At 39.1% G+C, this 15,000-nt stretch carries 11 protein-coding genes; 9 read left to right on the top strand and 2 right to left on the bottom strand.

Annotation, left to right across the window (positions count from 1 at the left end; genetic code table 11):
• The first annotated feature begins 2 nt into the window (after nucleotides 1-2).
• From AC106S_RS20810 to metF, 6 genes are all read left to right on the top strand, one after another.
• Nucleotides 3-1,541, top strand: coding sequence for an ACT domain-containing protein (locus tag AC106S_RS20810; protein WP_482441650.1), 1,539 nt, complete (start codon nucleotides 3-5; stop codon nucleotides 1,539-1,541).
• A 289-nt stretch (nucleotides 1,542-1,830) separates the two neighbouring features.
• Nucleotides 1,831-2,991: an O-succinylhomoserine sulfhydrylase gene (locus AC106S_RS20805; RefSeq protein WP_482441648.1), complete on the top strand. Its 1,161-nt coding sequence runs from the start codon at nucleotides 1,831-1,833 to the stop codon at nucleotides 2,989-2,991.
• A 72-nt stretch (nucleotides 2,992-3,063) separates the two neighbouring features.
• The gene (locus tag AC106S_RS20800) at nucleotides 3,064-4,074 is read left to right on the top strand and encodes a homocysteine S-methyltransferase family protein (RefSeq protein WP_482441646.1); all 1,011 of its coding nucleotides are present in this window, start codon (nucleotides 3,064-3,066) and stop codon (nucleotides 4,072-4,074) included.
• An 83-nt stretch (nucleotides 4,075-4,157) separates the two neighbouring features.
• Entirely contained in the window at nucleotides 4,158-5,249 is a 1,092-nt protein-coding gene (locus AC106S_RS20795; protein ID WP_482441644.1) for a fatty acid desaturase family protein, read from the top strand.
• Between the two features lie 6 nt (nucleotides 5,250-5,255).
• A complete protein-coding gene (gene metH / locus AC106S_RS20790; protein WP_482441642.1) occupies nucleotides 5,256-7,913 on the top strand; it encodes a methionine synthase in 2,658 nt (885 codons plus the stop codon).
• 67 nt (nucleotides 7,914-7,980) lie between these two features.
• Complete coding sequence (gene metF / locus AC106S_RS20785; protein WP_482441640.1) at nucleotides 7,981-8,940, top strand: methylenetetrahydrofolate reductase [NAD(P)H]; 960 nt, start codon at nucleotides 7,981-7,983, stop codon at nucleotides 8,938-8,940.
• Nucleotides 8,941-9,008: 68 nt separating this feature from the next.
• On the opposite strand, the gene AC106S_RS20780 is transcribed toward metF, so the two are convergent.
• Together AC106S_RS20780 and AC106S_RS20775 are read right to left on the bottom strand one after the other, a co-directional pair.
• Nucleotides 9,009-9,695 (bottom strand): hypothetical protein, encoded by a 687-nt coding sequence (locus AC106S_RS20780; protein ID WP_482441639.1) that lies wholly within the window; start codon nucleotides 9,693-9,695, stop codon nucleotides 9,009-9,011.
• An 80-nt stretch (nucleotides 9,696-9,775) separates the two neighbouring features.
• Entirely contained in the window at nucleotides 9,776-10,930 is a 1,155-nt protein-coding gene (locus AC106S_RS20775) for a hypothetical protein (protein ID WP_482441638.1), read from the bottom strand.
• A gap of 97 nt (nucleotides 10,931-11,027) precedes the next feature.
• On the opposite strand from AC106S_RS20775, the gene folE reads away from it, so the two are divergent.
• From folE to cysS, 3 genes are all read left to right on the top strand, one after another.
• Entirely contained in the window at nucleotides 11,028-11,693 is a 666-nt protein-coding gene (gene folE, locus AC106S_RS20770) for a GTP cyclohydrolase I FolE (protein WP_482441637.1), read from the top strand.
• 7 nt (nucleotides 11,694-11,700) lie between these two features.
• The gene (locus tag AC106S_RS20765) at nucleotides 11,701-12,135 is read left to right on the top strand and encodes a DinB family protein (protein WP_482441636.1); all 435 of its coding nucleotides are present in this window, start codon (nucleotides 11,701-11,703) and stop codon (nucleotides 12,133-12,135) included.
• 121 nt (nucleotides 12,136-12,256) lie between these two features.
• Complete coding sequence (cysS, locus tag AC106S_RS20760; RefSeq protein WP_482441634.1) at nucleotides 12,257-13,723, top strand: cysteine--tRNA ligase; 1,467 nt, start codon at nucleotides 12,257-12,259, stop codon at nucleotides 13,721-13,723.
• Nucleotides 13,724-15,000 lie beyond the last annotated feature (1,277 nt).

The raw sequence follows: 15,000 nt of genomic DNA, 5'->3' as shown, positions 1-15,000 counted from the left end.
AAATGAAAAATGCTAACGAAATAAAATTTTTAAAAAACAGATCAATCGTCAAATTTGAAGGAGAAGATTTCCTGGGAGAAATAGGAATTGACGGACGAATTTTTAAAGCGCTTACCTTAGCACGCATCAGTGTAGGCGTAATCTCTCAGCAAGCCATAGAAAACGGGATTTCTATTCTTGTTCACGAAAGTGATGCTGAAAAAGCAGTAGCCTGCCTTATCGATGAATTTGAAGCAGAAAGAAAATCAGGAAAAGTCTCACAGATTTATAGTATCAATAACGTTTCTGTAATAGGATTTGTAGCGGAAGACTTCAACAAGGTCTTTGCAGAACTGGCGAGAAACAACGTCTTTCCGTTACTTTTAAATCAGGTGGCAGGCGAAAATAGGGTGAACATTGTCGTAACTTCTTCACAGGATGAAAAAACCAAAAATATTATAGAATCTGAAATATTCAAAAAACCAAAGACCGTTCATCTGGCAATTATTGGTCACGGTAACGTTGGGAAAACCCTGATAGAACAGGTTCTGGAATCTTCAGATGAAATTAAAAGACGCAAAAAAATAGATCTTAAAGTAGTTGCTGTTGCCAACTCAAAGAAAATAGCTTTCAATAAAAAAGGTTTTGATTCGAACTGGAGAGATGAGGTCCTTGCCGCAGAACATTCGTCAGACGTTCAGGAGCTGATCAGTTTTTCCAGAGAAAACCAGCTGGAGAACCTTATTGTTGTGGATAATACAGCAAGTAAGGATTTCGTTAAAAACTATCATACCCTTGCTGAAAACGGTTTCGATCTGGTTTCTTCCAATAAAATATTCAATACCCTTCCCATCGAAGAATACCGTAAACTAAGATATACGTTAAGCAAAAACAACAGACGTTATCTGTACGAAACCAATGTAGGGGCAGGCCTTCCATTAATTGATACCATCAAGCTGCTGCACCTTTCAGGAGAAAATATCACAAGAATAAAAGGAGTATTCTCCGGAACACTGAGCTACGTCTTTAATAATTTTTCTTTGAGAAACGATAAGTTTTCAACAATTATCAGCGAAGCGTTGGAAAAAGGTTACACAGAACCGGACCCGAGAGAAGATTTATCAGGAAATGATGTAGCAAGAAAACTACTGATCTTGGCAAGAGAATTAGATTTAATCAACGAATTTGAAGATATCAGTATTCAGAACCTGGTGCCGGAAAGCTTACTTTCAGTTTCAAAAACAGAATTCCTTTCGAGACTTGACGAACTGGATGAAGAATATCAGAAGATCAAAGAAAATCAGGAACCCGGCCATGTATTGAGATATGTCGGTGATTTGCACGGTGACCTGCAGAAAGATAAAGGCGAATTGGATGTAAAACTGATCTCTGTTCCTGCCACTTCAGCATTGGGACAGTTAAAAGGCTCAGATTCCATCTTCGAAATCTACACAGAAAGCTATGGCGAAAATCCTATCGTCATCATGGGGGCCGGAGCCGGAGCACAGGTAACCGCAAGAGGTGTCTTCGGAGATATTTTAAGAGTAAGTGAAACCAAATAATTAATGTAATAATAGATCAATGTAACAATGTAGCAATGTAACAGTTTACCAATATAATGATCGTTACCGTTGTAGTTATTTTGAGCCAAATGCAGAGTTTTGTTATCATCCATTATTACACTGCTATAACCGATATATTAATTACCAGGAAGAGTCCCGAAGGGACGATTTAGCCCAGGATAGAACGCAGTCCTATCTATCAAAATTACCCAAATTATTAAAATTGTCAAACAATCCCAATATATATAATGCAGCACCATTCGTGCTACACGACCAAAATTAAAACTATATGGAGAATTTCGAAACATCAGCCATAAGAACCCAGACCGAAAGGTCCCAGTTTGATGAACATTCCACGCCGTTATACCTTACATCCAGCTTTATTTTTCAGGATGCGGAAGATATGAGAGCGAGCTTTGCCGAAGAAAAACCAAAAAACCTATATAGCCGTTTCTCGAACCCTAACGTCAGCGAATTCACAGAAAAGATCACTAAAATGGAAGGTGCAGAAGCAGGATATGCATTCGCAACAGGAATGGCAGCTATATACTCCACATTTGCAGCCTTGCTGAACGCGGGAGACCATATTGTAAGCTGTCAGTCTGTTTTCGGATCTACTCACACATTGTTTACAAAGTATTTCCCGAAATGGAATATCGAGACCACCTATTTTAAAGCAGAAGATGCAGAAAATGTAGAACAGTACATACAGCCTAATACAAAGATCCTGTACCTTGAAACCCCTACCAATCCGGCTATTGAGATTCTTGATCTCGAATTCTTCGGACAGATTGCCAAAAAACACAATCTGATTTTCATTGTAGATAATTGTTTTGCAACACCTTACCTTCAGCAGCCTGTCAAATATGGTGCAGATATTGTTGTACATTCTGCAACGAAGCTGATTGACGGACAGGGAAGAGTATTAGGGGGTGTAGCAGTAGGGAGAGAAGATCTGATCAGGGAAATCTATCTTTTTGCAAGAAATACAGGGCCGGCAATGTCACCTTTCAATGCATGGGTATTGTCAAAAAGTTTGGAAACATTGGCGATCCGCGTAGAAAAACATTGTGAGAATGCATTGAAAGTGGCAGCGTTTTTAGAAAGCCACCCCAATGTAGAATTAGTAAAATATCCTTTCCTGCCATCTCACCCAAGCTATGAAATTGCAAAAAAACAGATGAAGCTGGGCGGAAATATCGTAGCGTTTGAAATTAAAGGAGGAATTGAGGGAGGAAGAAACTTCCTGGATAAGATAAAAATGTGCTCTCTTTCTGCCAATCTTGGTGATACAAGAACGATCGTAACACACCCTGCATCAACCACTCACTCAAAACTGACAGATGAAGAACGGAACGAAGTGGGAATCACCGCAGGCCTGGTACGCTGTTCAGTAGGTCTGGAATACGTAGATGATATTATCGCAGATCTAAAGCAGGCATTAGACTAATTCAATAAACAGAGCCCCGAAGGGGCGATTTAACAAAGCATAGGACGCAATCCTATGCTCTATCAAAAAAATATGAAAAATTCAGAACAATTATATAAAGCCCTATCCGAAAGAATATTAATTCTCGACGGAGCTATGGGAACCATGCTTCAGCGGTACAGATTCGAAGAAGAAGACTATCGTGGAGAACGTTTCAGAGACTGGGAACATCCTGTAAAAGGAAACAATGACCTTCTTTCCCTTACACAGCCTCAGGCCATTGAAGAAGTACACAGAAAATACCTGGAAGCAGGAGCAGATATTATTGAAACCAATACCTTCTCCGGAACAACCATTGCAATGGCAGATTATCATATGGAAGAACTGGTATATGATCTTAATTATGAATCAGCAAAAATTGCCAGAAGAGTATGTGATGAATTTACCGCCCGTAATCCTGATAAACCAAGATTTGTTGCAGGATCCATTGGTCCTACCAACAGAACGGCAAGCTTAAGCCCGGATGTGAATGATCCCGGTTACAGGGCAATTACTTTTGAAGAGCTTAGACTAGCCTATAAACAGCAGTGTGAAGCCTTGCTGGACGGAGGTTCGGATATTCTGCTGGTAGAAACCATTTTCGATACCCTGAATGCAAAAGCCGCATTATTTGCAATTGACGAGATTCAGGAAGAAAGAAATATTGAAATCCCGATCATGGTTTCAGGAACGATTACTGATGCTTCCGGGAGAACACTGAGCGGTCAGACGGCAGATGCATTCCTGATTTCAGTATCACACCTGAACCTGTTGAGCGTAGGATTCAATTGTGCACTGGGAGCCGACCAGCTGACACCTTACCTGGAAACACTGGCTCATAATTCAGAATTCTATGTCTCGGCCTATCCCAATGCAGGACTCCCGAATGCTTTCGGGAAATATGACGAAACACCGGAAGATATGGCCCGCCAGATCAGAGAATATACAGAAAAAGGATTAATCAATATTATAGGAGGATGCTGTGGAACAACTCCCGATCATATCAAAGCAATTGCAGAGCTGGTGGCAGAATATCCGCCAAGGAAATTGAAGAAAGTTGTTTGATTTAATAGATTTTTTAAATTAAAACAAGGAATGGAGGCTAGGTTATAAATATTATCTTTAAATAAACCACAAAATTTAATATAATGGAAAAGCCGGGTTACCTAAAAGATTCAGAAGATGCCAAACTATTTAATGAACTGAGAAAGAAAGTGAACCAAAGAGTAGAAGCCATTCCGGAGAACCGGGATATCTATATTAAGATCAAAGCGGTAGTACTGCCTTTGATCTATTTTGGGCTGTACCTTTTTGCTGTATTCAATGCAGATAAACCCTGGATCTATATTTCAGGTTTTATCTTAATGGGAATTTCCTTAGTTCTGATCTATCTGAATTTAATTCATGAAGCCGCCCATAATAATATCTACAAAAGCAAAAAACTCAATTCACTGGTATTGCATCTGTTTGATTTTGTAGGAGCCAATTCATACATCTGGAAAAAAAGACATATTGCAAGTCATCATGCCTATCCGAATGTGGACGGATGGGATACCGATATCGAGCAGAGCGGTTTATTGCTAATCGTTCCGTGGATCAAGGCAAAAGGAGTTCAGAAATACCAGCACAGGTTTTTCTTTCTGGTATATCCGCTTTATCTCTTCAACTGGATGTTTATCAGGGATTTCAGAGACTTTTTTGATAAAGAAAGAGTAATTCTGAAAACACAGGGCTCTATTCCGGCCACAGAAAAAATAAAAATGGTGAGTTACAAGCTGTTTTACTTCTTTTATCAGATTGCAGTTCCTATCATGTTCTTTAAAGTATCAGTAGGTTTGGCTTTGGGAGCATGGTTTCTGCAGGTAATGGCCGCAAGTATTTTCGCACTGTTTGTATTATTGCCCCTGCATCCGCTTCCGGACAATGCCTTTCCGAAACTGGATCAGAAAAACGGACTTCCTTTCAGCTGGCTCCGTCATCAGTTGGAGGTCACCAATGACCTGAAAGAAAATAACTGGCTGGTGAGAAATGTACTGGGAAATTTTAACTTCCATGTCGCCCATCATCTCTTTCCCAATTACAGTTATATGTATTATAACGAAATAACAGAAGAGATTGAGGCTTTTGCAAAAGAACATGATCTGACCTATAAAAGGTTTCCGATTTTTAAAGCATTAGGCAAACATGTAGACCTGTTGAAGCAGAATGCAAACAACGCCTACTATATTTTAGAAGAATAAAAATTAATGAAATATTTAAGATTATCAGGCCTTGAGCCTCTTATCATAACACCGGAAAGCAACTTCATCAATGTTGGTGAAAGAACCAATGTGGCCGGTTCCAAAAAATTTTTAAGACTGATCAAAGAGGAGAAATTCTCTGAAGCACTCGATATTGCCCGCCATCAGGTAGAAGGAGGGGCACAGATCCTTGATGTGAATTTCGATGACGGACTCATCGACGGAAAAGCATCCATGATTAAATTTCTTAATCTGATCGCCTCGGAACCGGATATTGCAAGAATCCCGATTATGGTAGACTCTTCCAAATGGGAAATCCTTGAAGCCGGACTTCAGGTTGCACAGGGAAAATGCGTAGTAAACTCCATCAGTCTGAAAGGAGGAGAAGAAGAATTCATCAAACAGGCTAAAGCAATTAAAAGATATGGTGCAGCAGTTATCGTAATGGCATTTGATGAGGTAGGACAGGCAGATAATCTGGAACGGAGAATTGAAATTTCAAAAAGATCTTATGACATTCTTGTTAATCAGGTAGGATTTCCGGCGGAAGATATTATTTTCGACTTAAATATTTTCCCGGTAGCCACCGGAATGGAAGAACACAGAAAAAATGCACTCGATTTTATTGAAGCTACAAGATGGGTAAGACAAAATCTGCCTTACGCTTCAGTGAGTGGAGGAGTAAGTAATGTTTCCTTTTCCTTCCGTGGAAATGATACCGTAAGAGAAGCGATGCACTCCGTATTCCTTTATCATGCAATTCAGGCAGGAATGAATATCGGTATCGTAAATCCCGCGATGCTGGAAGTTTATGATGAAATCAACAAAGAATTGCTGGAACTGGTAGAAGATGTAATCCTCGACAGAAGAGAAGATGCCACAGAAAGACTTCTGGATTATTCCGAAAAACATAAATCGGTAAAAAAAGAAAAAACAGAAGACCTTGAATGGAGAACGCATCCGCTGCAGGAGAGAATTACGCATGCTTTGGTTAAAGGAATCGACCGTTTCATTGAAGAAGATGTGGAAGAAGCCAGACAGCAGGCAGAAAAACCCCTCCATGTTATTGAAATCAATCTGATGACCGGAATGGGAGTTGTTGGTGATCTGTTCGGAAGCGGAAAAATGTTCCTTCCCCAGGTCGTAAAATCAGCACGGGTAATGAAAAAGGCAGTTGCTTATCTGCAGCCATTCATCGAGGCCGAAAAAGACAGTACAAGACCAGCCAATGGTAAAATTCTGATGGCTACCGTAAAAGGAGATGTTCATGATATCGGAAAAAATATTGTAAGTGTGGTATTGGGCTGCAACAATTATGAAATTGTGGATCTCGGAGTCATGGTGCCTGCCGAAAAGATTATTCAGACAGCCATTGAAGAAAAAGTAGATGTGATCGGGTTAAGCGGGCTGATTACACCAAGCCTGGATGAAATGGTATACATCGCTTCCGAATTAGAAAGACAGAATCTGGATTTCCCTTTACTCATCGGTGGTGCTACCACCTCAAAGGCACATACTGCTGTGAAAATAGATTTAAAATATAAAAATGCAGTCGTTCACGTCAATGATGCCTCAAGAGCTGTCAACGTGGTGAGCTCATTATTGGGAGACAGAAATAAAGAATATGTTTCTGATCTGAAGAACGACTATTCAGACTTCAGAGAGAAGTTCCTGAACAGACAGGTCGATAAAGATTACGTTTCCATTGAGGAAGCAAGAGACAGTCATTTTACCATTGATTGGGAAAACGAAGAAATTTTTACACCGAATAATTTAGGTATTACCGTAATCGAAAATCAGGATTTGAGAGAATTATTACCTTTCATCGACTGGTCTCCATTCTTCAGAAGCTGGGATCTTCACGGTAAATATCCGGATATTTTAGAAGATGAGGTAGTGGGAGTACAGGCTAAGGAACTGTTCCAGGATGCACAGATTATTTTAAATAGAATTCTGGATGAAAAACTGTTAACAGCAAAAGCAGTCTTTGGGATTTTTAAGGCCAACTCCAACGAAACCGATGATATTCTGATTTTTGATGAAAACAATAACGAACAGGCCAGATTTTTAACCCTGAGACAACAGGCCCAGAGATCAAAAGGAAAAGAATATCTGGCATTAAGTGATTTCATCGCCCCACAAAATACAGGAAAGACAGATTATATGGGCGCATTCTGTGTAACCACAGGTTTTGGAACCGATGAACTGGCGGAAGAATATGAAAAAGCCAACGACGATTATAATGCGATCATGGTAAAAGCACTTGCCGACAGGTTCGCAGAAGCCTACGCCGAATTTTTACACAAAAAAGTAAGAACGGAATACTGGGGATATGCTATTCAGGAAGATCTGAGCAATGAAGACCTGATCGCAGAAAAGTATAAAGGGATCCGCCCTGCCCCCGGATATCCTGCCTGCCCCGACCATCTGGAGAAGAAAACGATCTGGGATCTTTTAAAAGTGGAAGAAAATACAGGCGTTTTTCTTACCGAAAGCCTGGCAATGTTTCCTACGGCTTCCGTTTCAGGATACTATTTCGGAAGTCCGCATGCCAAATATTTCGGTCTCGGAAAAATTACGGAAGATCAGCTGGCAGACTATGCCGTAAGAAGAGGTTGTAGCATAGAAAATGCAAAAAAATGGCTGTCCCCCAATTTAGCTTAATACAATTGCCGGTTAGTTAAAAATATAAACCGTAAGCCGGAAACAGCAAAAATAACTGAAAAGAAAAATGAAGATAACAGATCATATAAAAAATGCAAATGGAAAAACTTTATTCTCCCTCGAAGTTGTTCCACCCCAGAAAGGAATCGGGATCGAAGACCTCTACACCAATATAGATCCCTTAATGGAATTCAAACCGCCTTTCATTGATGTAACGACTTCCAGAGAAGAATATATTTATATCGATAAAGGAAATGGGCTGATGGAACGCCGTATTACAAGAATGCGGCCGGGAACTTTGGGAATCTGTGCTGCCATTCAGCACAAATACAATGTGGATACCGTTCCCCATCTGCTGTGTGGAGGATTTACCAAAGAAGAGACAGAATACCTTCTCGTTGACTGTATGTATCTTGGAATTGACAACGTAATGGCCCTCAGAGGAGATGCAATGAAAGGACATCAGTACTTCGAGCCTACGCAGGGAGGGCATGCCAGCGCAATGGACCTCGTTCATCAGATCAACGATTTGGGAAGAGGTAAATATCTGCATAACGAAGATACCGTTTGTGATGAACTCAACAAATTCTGCATAGGAGTAGCAGGATATCCCGAAAAACATATGGAAGCTCCTTCCATGAATTATGACCTGAAATGGCTCAAACAGAAAGTAGATGCAGGAGCCGATTATATCGTTACCCAGATGTTCTTCGATAATAAAAAGTTCATAGAATTTGTACAGAAAGCCAGAGAAATGGGAATCACGGTACCCATCATTCCGGGAATCAAACCGATTGCCACCAAAAAACATTTGAAAATACTTCCTCAGGTTTTCAAAATCGATCTTCCCGAAGAATTGATCAGTGAAGTGGAAAATGCGAAAAATAATGAAGCCGTAAAACAGATCGGAATAGAATGGGCAGTTTCTCAGTGTCGGGAACTCCTGGATTTCGGAGTTCCGGTATTGCATTTTTATTCTATGGGAAAAAGTGATAACATTAAAAAAGTAGCCGGTGAGCTATTCTGATAAAAGTACCAAAATGAAAGAACCCCTGTCATCGACAGGGGTATTTTTTATATTTATAAGGTATACCATTAAGACTTCCCGTTTAAAAAATTAACGAGGTTAGTTAGGTCTTCCTGCTTGTCAAATTTCGTCTTGTTCGACTTGAAATAAGTCTCCAGATCATCTTTCCTGTCGGATAGTTCCTTAATTATATCTTTCGCATTTTTTGGCTTTTTAATATATCCGTTTGGCGTTTTGATATAATACATAGGCTCATAGGTTTTAAACATAGCCGGCTTTTCACTGTCGTAAGAATCTTTGGCAGGAACCATATCTATAAACTTGGTTTTTATCTTTTTGTATAGAGAATATTTACCGGTAACTATTTCATAGAAATATCCGGATAATTCATCATTGGTATCCATGAATACCATAACATCTTTAGGATTCGTAAACTCTATTTTAGGAAAAACATTGTTTTTAGGTAAAACATAAACCTTGTCATCCTTTTTATACTCTATTTCGTCATTAAAGGTATTATATCTTGCAAGAGCAGCTTCATAATTATCTCCAAACTTAGCCATAACAAATGATTTGTTGATATATGGGCTTCCCTTTATCTCGTCATAGGATAGCGACCTGCTGGAATTTTTGGAATTGATATGATTAAATACATTGATATCAGCAGGAAGTAACGTGTTATTGGACGTTAATGTACTCTGTGCATAAACGGCTACTGTGCATACAGATAAAACGGTGATGAATATTTTTTTCATGGTGGTGAATAAATTTTTAAGTAAAGTCAAAAATATAAATAAATTTAATACTTATAGTATTAAGTCAGTTATATTTTACATTATAACGTTGGATGTCTTTCAAAATCTTTATTACGGTCAAATAAATAACGGTAAGTAGCTAGTTTTCTGGTTACCATCGTATTAAGGCTTTCCGCAATTTTGATCATCTTAGGATTAAAATCTCCGATCCACTGAAGTTCCGTTGTCTTAAAATCCGTGTGTTTCCTTAAATGCTGGGTACCTTCCCAGATCATATAACCATCGATTCCTTTTTTCTGCCATTCAGGAACTACTCCAAATACCAGGCCAACCATCTTTTCATTCCTTTTGAAATTTTTCAGCCACAGAAACCTGAGCTTTTCTGTAATACCGAATTTTCCGTGCAGATATTTGAACCATTGGTTTACATCCGGAAGATTGATCCACATGGCAATAGGCTTTCCGTTTTCATAAACAAACCAGGAAATATGCTCATTAATGATAGGCTTCATGAGTTTGAACATTTTCAGAACCTTAGCTTCTTCCATCTGCTTGCCCTCTCCATGTGAGGCCCATGCACGGTTATAAATTTCTGTGAAATCCTTTGCAAATTTCGGGAGATCATTCTTTTTCAGTGGTTGGGCGGAAATCTCAGGATTCCGGCTGTGTTTCGCATGCATAACCGTAAAAACCCTTGAAACTTCTGCAAAAATAGGTCTGGAAAAACATAACTGCTCAAAATAGACCCGGAAGCCATAGCTTTCAAAAAAATCTTTATAATACGGGAAATTATAATTCATTCCATACAGCGGTTCATTAAACCCTTCCGTTAATAATCCCCAGAACTTATCCCGTTCACCGAAATTGATCGGTCCGTCCATCGCCTCCATACCTCTTTCCTGAAGCCATTCCTTACAATGATCAAAAATAAAATCAGCCGTCTGCTGATTGTTGACACAGTCAAAAAAACCAATACCTCCGGTAGGCTGCTTCTGATGATAATCATGATGAATAAAAACAGCAACTTTTCCTACAGTTTCGGATTGACTGTTTTTGAACAGAAACCGGGCACATTCGCCGTGGTTAAAGAATTTATTTTTTTCCGGATCAAAGATTTCTTTAATCGTTTTATCTAAAGGCCGGATATAATTGGGATCATGCTGGTAAAGCCTTGCAGGAAATTCTAAAAACTCCTTTTTCTGTTTCTCGTTCTGTACTTCTTCTGCAATAATCATAGGCTTGGCTGACAAATAAGATGAAAGATAATGTTTTTCGTTTAAATTAAAATAGATGAACAGATATTATCCGTATTTTTGTGCAAATTAAATAAAAATGGTTGATTTTACTGATAACGACGATGATATTTTCACTGGAAAAGAACATACGCCTATAAGGAAAGATGCTTTTGATAAATCGCCACAGCAAAAAATAGAAAAGATTACACAGCTTTTCGGAGAAATTATGGAGACACTCGGGCTGGATATGACAGACGATTCTTTAAAAGATTCCCCAAAGCGTGTGGCTAAAATGTATGTAAACGAAATTTTCGGAGGACTTCTCCCTGAAAACAAACCCGGAATTTCCACATTCTCCAACAAATATAAGTACCGCCAGATGCTGGTAGAAAAGGATATTACGGTATATTCTTTCTGCGAACACCACTTCCTGCCGATCATTGGAAGAGCCCATGTGGCCTACATTTCAAACGGTGAAGTGATTGGCCTTTCGAAGATCAACAGGATTGTGGATTACTATGCCAAAAGACCTCAGGTTCAGGAAAGGCTTACCATGCAGATTGTAGATGCACTGAAAGAAGCACTTGGCACAAAAGATGTAGCATGTATCATCGATGCAAAACACCTTTGCGTCAATTGCAGAGGAATAAAAGATACGGCAAGCTCTACCATTACGGCAGAATTAAGCGGGATTTTCAGAACAAATCCTATTACAAGACAGGAATTTCTGCATTATGTAGGAAGCCATGCCAAACTTGATTAAAGAATAGATGATGAATTATCAGATCCTGAAAAATATAATAGAGGCTGAACTTTTGAGATTCAGAAATATTTCAGAAGAAGAATGGTCTCGTAAAATTTCACCTGAAAAATGGTCGAAAAAAGAAATTTTAGGTCATCTTTGCGATAGTGCATTAACCAATGTCAGAAGGTTTGTCGTAACCCAATATAAAGAAAACGAAAATATCGTTTATGATCAGGATTTTTGGGTCAAAGCACAGAACTATCAGAATATTCCGGCAGAAGAGATCATCAGCCTTTGGAAATTTCTGAATCTGCAGATCGTTCATACAGTAGAAAATATGCCGGACGAAGCGCTGCAGAGAACCTGTGATACAACCAAGACAACTCCGCAGGTGTTTACACTGGAATATATCATTCAGGATTATATCCATCATCTGAAGTATCATTTAAAAGCAATTTAATTATGATAAAATTTAAAAAAGTCTCACATAAAATCTTCATCACAACCATTATCTGTTGTGGCTGAAGCTATTTTGACTAATTTTTGAATCTTAATCATTAAATCTTTTAATTAAAAAACAAATGCAGCTAAAAATATACAACTCGCTTACAGCGGAAAAAGAAATATTCAAACCAATTTTAGAAGGAAACGTTGGAATGTACGTCTGCGGGCCCACCGTGTACAGCAATGTACACTTGGGAAATGTGAGGACTTTCCTTTCCTTTGATTTTATTTACCGTACCCTGATGCATCTGGGGTATAAAGTAAGATACGTAAGAAACATTACAGATGCAGGCCACCTTACCGATGACGGAAATGTAGAAAACGACAGATTTGTAAAACAGACCCGCCTTGAAAAACTGGAGCCTATGGAAATCGTGCAGAAATATACCGTAGATTTCCATAAAGTATTGGATATGTTCAATCTGCTTCCTCCTAATATCGAACCTACCGCTACGGGACATATTGTAGAGCAGATCGAACTGACTCAAAAACTTATTGAAAGAGGCTTCGCTTACGAAAGTAACGGTTCCGTTTATTTCGATGTGCTGGAATATAATAAAAGAGGACTGAACTATGGAGAACTTTCAAAACGTAATATAGAAGAACTTTTTGCCAATACCCGGGATTTGGATGGGCAGGGAGAAAAGAAAAATCCACAGGATTTCGCCCTTTGGAAAAAAGCTTCCCCCGCACACATTATGAGATGGAATTCTCCCTGGGGTGAAGGGTTTCCGGGATGGCACCTTGAATGTACAGCAATGAGTACAAAGTATCTGGGAGAAACTTTCGACATCCACGGAGGAGGAATGGATTTAAAATTCCCACACCATGAATGTGAAATTGCTCAGGGCAAAGCTTGCAATGATGCTGCTCCGGTAAACTATTGGATGCATGCCAATATGCTGACGATGAATTCTCAGCGTATGAGCAAATCTACCGGAAATTATATCCTTCCGATGCAGCTGGTAACCGGAGAAAACGACTTCTTCGAAAAACCTTTCCATCCGTCAATCGTTCGTTTCTGCTTCCTGCAGGCACATTACAGAAGTGTGCTGGATATTTCCAACGATGCAATGATTGCCAGTGAAAAAGGTTTTATCAGATTAATGGAAGCCCTTAAAGTATTGAATTCTATTATTCCGGAGGATGAGAAACAGTCAGGATTCAGCCTTCAGGATTGGAAAAATAAAGCATACGAAGCACTGACCGATGATTTCAATTCCCCGGTGCTTATTGCTCACCTTTTTGAAGCCGTGAAGTACATCTTTGCGTTGAAAGATGAGAAAGAAACGATCTCATCCGAAGATCTTGAAGATTTGAAATCTACCCTGAATGCTTTTGTTTTTGACGTATTAGGATTGCAGGCAGTAGAAGAGAACAACTATGAAAAACTGGATCAGACCCTGAAAGTTTTAATAGAACTTAGAAATCAGGCCAGAAAATCCAAAAACTTCGAACTTTCAGATCAGATCAGAGATAAGTTGCTTGCTGAAGGAATAGAGTTAAAAGACGGAAGAGAAGGAACAACCTATGTTCTGAATTAAAAACTGCAAAATTTCAATTTGATATAATTCCGTAGGAATTCAGATGGGGTATTCATCAGGATTCTTACGGAATCTTTTTTATATGAAATCTGTCAAACTACTTTCAGATCATCTGTCCTGTCTCTTAATATGAAACTTTTCCACTTTCATATTCATCAGGAGCTTTTTCCCGCTCTCCGCTCTTACTCCTCACGCCATGCTTTGCCCCTTCATTCCTTTTGCTTTTCCGGTTCCGGCTGCGGGGTAACCGCTGCGATCGGGGCTAGGGTAGAGTATACGGTATCATAATCAGTCTGCCTGCACCTCTTTTCTCAATTATTTTTCAATAGCAGCTATGCCTATTCTCCAGCCTTCTTATAATAAAGTCGTTTCACACAGGCATAAAAATTCTGCTTCATAGCCTATACCTTATATATATAATATGAGCACCAAAGAACATTCATAGAATATTATCCTTAATCAGTATTGAATATTCTCCTCCTTTATTCAATAGAGAACTCGCTTTAACCCATTTAAAAAATATTCCTCCCTTCATCCGGCCTCCGTAAAACCCCCGCATTAAAAATCTTCCGCATATACTGATTCCGCCCCCCCCGCTTGTCTTACCCTGCTAAAGTTTACGTCTTTGTTTACCTTAAAACCACACGCTGTTATTGATCTTGTCTGGCTTTGCGCTTAATAAAATCCGGCAATAGTTTTCCCGATCCCGCCATCCATTCCTATCTTATTTTCCATCAAACCCCAGGCATATCCTCAGTGTATTTTCATCCCCCGGCCCATTATCAGCCTGTTCATAACCTGAGCTGATGATCAACCCTTTCACTGTGGATAACTCCGGATATCCTGTAAAGTGCATAAAATAAGAGCATTACACGCCATAGTTATCCACAATGTATCATTAGTGTAAATTTTATGTTAACTCAACTTGTTTTGCGTTATAATAAGTTGTTATCTTTGCCCCACTGAAAACGAGAGTTGCTCAGTAAGCGCAGAAGACATTAATAATACTCTATAATTAAGCAAAGACATCTCTTAAAAACTTTTAGAAAATAAAGTTTGTGAGATTTGTTAAAAAAGCTTACCTTTGCAGTCCGGTTTACCGGGAAGCGCAGGAGTTAAAGATTGAGGTTTGGGAGGATTTAAGGTTACGAAAAAAAACTTTAAAATTTTCTTCAAAACATTTGGTCATTACGAAATAAGTTATTACTTTTGCACTCGCAAATACGGAACGAAACGACAGAAAGTAGTGAAGTATGAAAGCGGAAGATATAAAGATC

The organism is Chryseobacterium sp. FR054 (genome assembly GCF_056844565.1).
Note: the sequence above shows the minus strand (reverse complement) of the source record. Positions and strands in the feature narration are given on the sequence as shown.

Excerpts from the sequence above, each read along its gene's own strand:
- AC106S_RS20810 (WP_482441650.1), top strand. The coding sequence starts at position 3 with ATGAAAAATGCTAACGAAATAAAATTTTTAAAAAACAGATCAATCGTC.
- AC106S_RS20805 (WP_482441648.1), top strand. The coding sequence starts at position 1,831 with ATGGAGAATTTCGAAACATCAGCCATAAGAACCCAGACCGAAAGGTCC.
- AC106S_RS20800 (WP_482441646.1), top strand. The coding sequence starts at position 3,064 with ATGAAAAATTCAGAACAATTATATAAAGCCCTATCCGAAAGAATATTA.
- AC106S_RS20795 (WP_482441644.1), top strand. The coding sequence starts at position 4,158 with ATGGAAAAGCCGGGTTACCTAAAAGATTCAGAAGATGCCAAACTATTT.
- metH (WP_482441642.1), top strand. The coding sequence starts at position 5,256 with ATGAAATATTTAAGATTATCAGGCCTTGAGCCTCTTATCATAACACCG.
- metF (WP_482441640.1), top strand. The coding sequence starts at position 7,981 with ATGAAGATAACAGATCATATAAAAAATGCAAATGGAAAAACTTTATTC.
- AC106S_RS20780 (WP_482441639.1), bottom strand. The coding sequence starts at position 9,695 with ATGAAAAAAATATTCATCACCGTTTTATCTGTATGCACAGTAGCCGTT.
- AC106S_RS20775 (WP_482441638.1), bottom strand. The coding sequence starts at position 10,930 with ATGATTATTGCAGAAGAAGTACAGAACGAGAAACAGAAAAAGGAGTTT.
- folE (WP_482441637.1), top strand. The coding sequence starts at position 11,028 with ATGGTTGATTTTACTGATAACGACGATGATATTTTCACTGGAAAAGAA.
- AC106S_RS20765 (WP_482441636.1), top strand. The coding sequence starts at position 11,701 with ATGATGAATTATCAGATCCTGAAAAATATAATAGAGGCTGAACTTTTG.
- cysS (WP_482441634.1), top strand. The coding sequence starts at position 12,257 with ATGCAGCTAAAAATATACAACTCGCTTACAGCGGAAAAAGAAATATTC.